This window comes from Scandinavium sp. M-37, assembly GCF_043558715.1.
In the GTDB taxonomy this organism is placed as follows: domain Bacteria; phylum Pseudomonadota; class Gammaproteobacteria; order Enterobacterales; family Enterobacteriaceae; genus Scandinavium; species Scandinavium vulneris_A.
Window position 1 is genome coordinate 21,982 of the sequence record NZ_JBIGIN010000050.1, and the last position, 6,022, is coordinate 28,003.

The 6,022-nt window shown below is 54.2% G+C and carries 7 protein-coding genes; 3 read left to right on the forward strand and 4 right to left on the reverse strand.

What is annotated here, in order from left to right:
• Positions 1–5: 5 nt before the first annotated feature.
• The 3 genes from hslU (at position 6) to rraA (ending at position 2,912) form a co-directional block, all read left to right on the forward strand.
• Positions 6–1,340 carry an HslU--HslV peptidase ATPase subunit gene (gene hslU, locus ACG0Z5_RS22375; protein WP_394451298.1) on the forward strand — a complete coding sequence of 445 codons (1,335 nt, stop codon included), beginning with the start codon at positions 6–8 and terminating at the stop codon, positions 1,338–1,340.
• A gap of 67 nt (positions 1,341–1,407) precedes the next feature.
• Positions 1,408–2,334, forward strand: a complete 927-nt coding sequence (gene menA, locus ACG0Z5_RS22380; protein ID WP_394451299.1) for a 1,4-dihydroxy-2-naphthoate polyprenyltransferase — start codon at positions 1,408–1,410, stop codon at positions 2,332–2,334.
• Positions 2,335–2,426: 92 nt separating this feature from the next.
• Positions 2,427–2,912, forward strand: coding sequence for a ribonuclease E activity regulator RraA (gene rraA / locus ACG0Z5_RS22385; RefSeq protein ID WP_394451300.1), 486 nt, complete (start codon positions 2,427–2,429; stop codon positions 2,910–2,912).
• 61 nt (positions 2,913–2,973) lie between these two features.
• Here rraA and ACG0Z5_RS22390 read toward each other — a convergent pair whose 3' ends face one another.
• From ACG0Z5_RS22390 to ACG0Z5_RS22405, 4 genes are all read right to left on the reverse strand, one after another.
• Positions 2,974–3,477, reverse strand: a complete 504-nt coding sequence (locus ACG0Z5_RS22390) for a DUF1993 family protein (protein ID WP_394451301.1) — start codon at positions 3,475–3,477, stop codon at positions 2,974–2,976.
• Between the two features lie 122 nt (positions 3,478–3,599).
• Complete coding sequence (pfkA, locus tag ACG0Z5_RS22395) at positions 3,600–4,562, reverse strand: 6-phosphofructokinase (protein ID WP_394451302.1); 963 nt, start codon at positions 4,560–4,562, stop codon at positions 3,600–3,602.
• 173 nt (positions 4,563–4,735) lie between these two features.
• Positions 4,736–5,650 (reverse strand): CDF family cation-efflux transporter FieF, encoded by a 915-nt coding sequence (gene fieF / locus ACG0Z5_RS22400; RefSeq protein ID WP_394451303.1) that lies wholly within the window; start codon positions 5,648–5,650, stop codon positions 4,736–4,738.
• Positions 5,651–5,867: 217 nt separating this feature from the next.
• Positions 5,868–6,022 (reverse strand): ogr/Delta-like zinc finger family protein (locus ACG0Z5_RS22405; protein ID WP_394451304.1); only part of this gene is annotated, 155 nt, incomplete at its 5' end.

Genomic DNA, 6,022 nt, shown 5'->3' on the forward strand with positions numbered 1-6,022 from the left:
CTCCTATGTCTGAAATGACCCCACGCGAGATTGTCAGCGAACTCGACAAACACATTATCGGCCAGGACGCTGCCAAGCGTTCTGTGGCTATCGCCCTGCGTAACCGCTGGCGTCGTATGCAGCTCGACGAAGAGCTGCGTCATGAAGTAACCCCGAAAAACATTCTGATGATCGGCCCAACCGGCGTCGGTAAAACCGAAATCGCTCGTCGCCTGGCAAAGCTTGCCAACGCGCCGTTCATCAAAGTTGAAGCCACCAAGTTCACCGAAGTGGGCTATGTCGGGAAAGAAGTCGACTCGATTATTCGTGACCTGACCGATGCCGCCGTCAAAATGGTGCGCATGCAGTCGATCGACAAAAACCGCTATCGTGCCGAAGAAATGGCGGAAGAGCGCATTCTCGACGTGCTGATCCCACCGGCCAAAAACAACTGGGGCCAGGCAGAAGCACAGCAGGAGCCGTCCGCTGCCCGTCAGGCATTCCGCAAAAAACTGCGTGAAGGCCAGCTCGACGACAAAGAAATCGAAATCGATCTCGCCGCGGCACCGATGGGCGTTGAAATCATGGCCCCTCCGGGCATGGAAGAGATGACCAGCCAGCTGCAGTCCATGTTCCAGAATCTGGGTGGCCAGAAGCAGAAACCGCGTAAGGTCAAAATCAAAGACGCGATGAAGCTGTTGATCGAAGAAGAAGCCGCCAAGCTGGTGAACCCGGAAGAGCTGAAGCAGGACGCTATTGAAGCAGTGGAACAGCACGGTATCGTCTTCATCGATGAAATCGACAAAATCTGTAAGCGAGGTGGAAATTCCTCCGGCCCGGACGTGTCCCGCGAAGGCGTACAGCGCGACCTGCTGCCGCTGGTTGAAGGCTGTACCGTGTCCACCAAGCACGGGATGGTGAAAACCGATCACATTCTGTTTATCGCCTCCGGTGCGTTCCAGGTCGCTAGCCCGTCTGACCTTATCCCAGAATTGCAGGGTCGTCTGCCTATCCGCGTTGAGCTGAAAGCACTGACCACCCATGACTTCGAGCGCATTCTGACCGAGCCGAACGCGTCCGTCACCGTGCAGTACAAAGCGCTGATGGCCACCGAAGGGGTCAGCATCGAGTTCACGGAAGAGGGTATCAAGCGCATCGCTCAGGCCGCGTGGCAGGTCAACGAGACCACAGAGAACATCGGGGCTCGTCGCCTGCACACCGTGCTGGAACGTCTGATTGAAGACATCTCCTATGATGCCAGTGAGATGAATGGTCAAAGCGTTACCATTGATGCTGAGTATGTGAGTAAACATCTCGATGCGTTGGTGGCAGATGAAGATCTGAGCCGTTTTATCCTATAATCGCGGTAAATGCATTTTCATCATCGTTGATGGGGGCTTTTAGCCCCCATTTTTATTGGCTGGAACAATGACAGAACAATCTCTGAGTCGTACCCAGGCGTGGCTGGAAAGCCTGCGCCCAAAAACGTTACCGTTGGCGTTTGCCGCCATTGTGGTCGGCACCGCGCTGGCCTGGTGGCAAGGGCATTTTAACCCGCTGGTCGCGCTGCTGGCGCTGGCGACTGCCGGGCTGCTGCAGATCCTCTCCAATCTGGCGAACGACTATGGCGATGCGATCAAAGGCAGCGATAAGCCCGACCGGATTGGGCCACTGCGCGGGATGCAAAAAGGCGCAATTACCCAGCAGCAGATGAAAAAAGCGCTGATCGTAACGGTGGGGCTGATTTGTCTGTCGGGGCTGGCGTTACTGTTTACCGCTTATCAGTCGGTGGCCGATTTTATCGGTTTCCTGGTGCTCGGCGGGGTGTCGATTATCGCTGCCATCACCTATACCGTCGGCACTCGCCCCTATGGTTATATCGGCCTGGGTGATATTTCGGTACTGATGTTCTTCGGCTGGCTGAGCGTGATGGGCAGTTGGTATTTGCAGGCGCACACCCTTGAAGCGGTGACGTTCCTGCCCGCGACCGCCTGCGGCCTGTTGGCAACCGCAGTGCTGAACATCAACAACCTGCGTGATATCAACAGCGACCGTGAGAACGGCAAGAATACCCTGGCGGTACGTCTGGGGCCGGTTAACGCCCGTCGTTATCACACCGTGCTGCTGATGGGTGCCCCGCTGTGTCTGGCGCTGTTTAACCTGCTGGCACTGCACAGTCTGTGGGGCTGGCTATTTATTCTCGCCCTGCCGCTGCTGGTCAAACAGGCCCGCTTTGTGATGACCCATCACCAACCCGCTGACATGCCCCCGATGCTTGAACGCACGGTAAAAGCGGCCCTGCTGACTAACCTTTTGTTTGTGATTGGGATCGTGTTCAGCCGCCTGTTTGCTTAACTGACAAATATCAATTAACAATTGATGATTTTGCCAACAATGCACTTAGCACGATATACTGAAATCACCCGCTGCAACTGAACGTTAAGCCTATGAAATACGATACATCCGAGCTTTGCGACATCTACCAGGAAGATGTCAATGTCGTTGAACCGCTGTTCTCCAATTTTGGCGGACGGTCGTCGTTTGGTGGACAAATTATCACGGTGAAATGTTTCGAGGATAACGGGTTGCTGTACGATCTACTCGAACAGAACGGTCGTGGCCGCATCCTGCTGGTGGATGGCGGTGGCTCCGTACGCCGTGCATTGATTGATGCCGACCTTGCGCGTCTGGCGGTGCAAAATGAGTGGGAAGGTATGGTGGTCTACGGCGCGGTGCGCCAGGTGGACGATCTGGGAGAGCTGGACATCGGCATTCAGGCCATGGCCGCCATCCCGGTTGGTGCTGCAGGTGAAGGCATCGGCGAAAGCGACGTGCGCGTCAATTTCGGCGGCGTTACCTTCTTCTCCGGCGACCATCTGTACGCCGACAACACCGGTATCATCCTGTCGGAAGATGCACTCGACATCGAGTAATCGCCTTGTCGCATAAAAAAAGCCTTCTCTGTGAGAAGGCTTTTTCGTTTTGGGCGGGGACTTACTGAATCTTACCCAAAAAATCACGTTTACCCAGTGGCACACCGGCCTGACGCAGAATGCCGTAAGCCGTGGTGGTGTGGAAATAGAAGTTAGGCACAGCGAACTGGAACACGTAGCTGCGGGCGGTGAAGTGCAGCTGATGCTCACGGGCCTGCACCATAATTGGACGCTCGTCGTCGCCATCCAGCTGGGAATCCTGCACGCTTTTCATAAAGTCCACGGTGGCCGCGATACGTTCATGCAGCTGTGCGAAGGTGCTTTCGTTATCATCCATCACCGGGGCGTCGACGTTGGCCAGACGGGCAACGGTGCGCTTCGCCATATCGCAGCTGACCTGCACCTGACGTTTCAGTGGGAACATATCGTCCGCCAGTTTGGCATCCAACAGCGTCGCTTCATCAACGCCCTGCTCTTTTGCCCAAGCCGCGCTCTTTTCGAGAACAGCATTCAGACTCTGCAGGCCATGAATAAACTGCGCTTTGGTTTCGCTATACAGTGACATTGTCGATTTCCTTTAAGGTTGCAACCCAGTACATGCGCGCGCAGGTATAGAGCCTGGCGCATAAAAAAATCCGCAATCCCAGGGGATTACGGATTCAGATGCGGTTCACTGTCGGTCAGCGCTTAGTACAGCTTTTTCGCGCAATCCAGCAGGTCAGACTTGAACGGACGCTTCATGTTTTCGATAGCATCGATGATGTCATGGTGAACCAGTTTTTCGTTCTGGATACCGACACAGCGGCCACCGAAGCCTTCCAGCAGCAGATCGATAGCATACGCGCCCATGCGGGAAGCGAGGATACGGTCGTAAGGCACCGGAGAACCCCCACGCTGAATGTGACCGAGGACGGTCGCACGGGTTTCGCGTTTGGTTTCGGTTTCGATGTACTTCGCCAACTCGTCGATGTCGCACATGTGTTCGGTGATTGCGACGATAGCGTGTTTCTTACCTTTGGCAATACCCGCTTTGATTTCAGCCACCAGATCATCACGGCTGAATTCCACTTCCGGCACGACGACGAACTCACAGCCGCCAGCAATCGCGGCCGCCAGAGTCAGATCGCCACAGTAGCGGCCCATCACTTCAACGATGGAAATACGCTGGTGTGAGGAGGAGGTGTCACGCAGACGGTCGATAGCCTCAACGACGGTACCCAGCGCAGTGAAGTAACCGATGGTGTAGTCAGTGCCTTTGATGTCGTTATCGATGGTGCCTGGCAGACCGATGCACGGGAAGCCCATTTCGGTCAGGCGCTTCGCACCCATATAGGAGCCATCACCGCCGATGACTACCAGCGCGTCGAGACCGCGCTTCTTCATGTTTTCGATAGCCACTTCACGGATGTGTTCTTCACGGAATTCAGGGAAACGCGCTGAACCCAGGAAGGTGCCGCCACGGTTAATCATGTCGGAGACGCTGTAACGGTCAAGCTGGACCATACGATCTTCATACAGTCCGAGGTAGCCATCATAGATACCAAAAATTTCCAGACCTTCTGAGAGGGCTGCACGCACAACACCACGGATGGCGGCGTTCATGCCCGGGGCATCACCGCCACTTGTCAACACACCGATTTTCTTAATCATGACTACCTCTGAACTTAGGAATGCTAAAAATAATTCTGTTGCCCGAAGCGCCCCCGACTACGGGAGAGATCGACTCTATGCGAAATAGTATATCAAGAGCTTCGTGCTGAATTGATTCAGGTCAGGCCAAATGGCGGTAATTTATCCAAATAATGCCGATCCGACCCACATTTTTACAACGAATTACGAAAGTCCAAAAAGCCCTGTCGCCCCATTGGGACTACCGAGCACGGATCCTGATGAATAATCACATCAGAACCCGGAAAACGTAGCAATATTGCCTGCTCCACCTGTTCAGCCACGATATGCGCCTGAACCAACGGCAGGTTATCTTCCATTTCCAAATGAATCTGAATAAAGCGGGTCGGCCCTGACTGCCGCGTTCGAAGGTCATGCGCACCGCTGACCCCCGGCCAGTTACTGACGATGCTAATGATTTCCTGACGTTCTGCATCGGGGAGTGCGCGGTCTAAAAGCGACTGCACTGCCTCATACCCCATACGTAACGCACTATATAAAATATAGATGCCAATCCCCAATGCAAACAGGGCATCGGCACGATGCCAGCCGTACCATGCCAGCGCAAGCGCCACCAGAATCGCACCGTTCATCATAACATCAGACTGATAATGAAGCATATCTGCGCGCACCGCCTGGCTTTGCGTCTTGCGTACCACCCAGCGCTGGAAGGTAACCAGAATAATGGTGCTGATAAGCGCCACGACCGTGACCGCCATCCCGACGCCGGGGTCGCGCATCGGCTCAGGCGTAATCAGATGTTGAATCCCGGTCAGGAACAGGAATAACGCTGAACCGGAAACAAACATACTTTGCGCCAGCGCCGCCAGGGATTCCGCCTTGCCATGCCCGAAGGTGTGTTCTTCATCCGCCGGTTGCAGCGAATAGCGCACCACTAACAGGTTAGTCAGGGAAGCGGCAATATCCACCAGCGAATCGACCAGTGCCGCCAGAATACTGACAGAACCGGTGTACCACCACGCAAAAATCTTAATCAAAAGTAACGCCGACGCCATTACCGTCGCAGCAATTGCAGCCCGGCTGACCAAGCGGCCATAGGATTGATTCATAAACACTCCTGCTCGTTTCTGCGGGTAGTATAGCGGAATGTGATTAATGTCAGTTGGCGGAAAAAAGGCAAAAAAAACCCCCTCATCATGAGGGGGAAGACAGGGATGGTGATTTAAAACATTCCTTATCGATATGAAATAAAAGGATTTATTTCTCGTCATGTCCACGCATTGACCACATCGAATGAAAGAGGCCTCGCATTTGCGAGGCCTCGTTTTACATCCAGGCGATTTGTTGCTGGCCTGTCGATGTGGGGTGAGGCAGAGCCGGTGTCACTTCACCCGGCTTTACGATGTAGCGCTCGACCGTTTCTGTCGTGACGAACGTGCAACTGCAATTAATATTTGTGCACTGGTGATAACGCTCTTTTG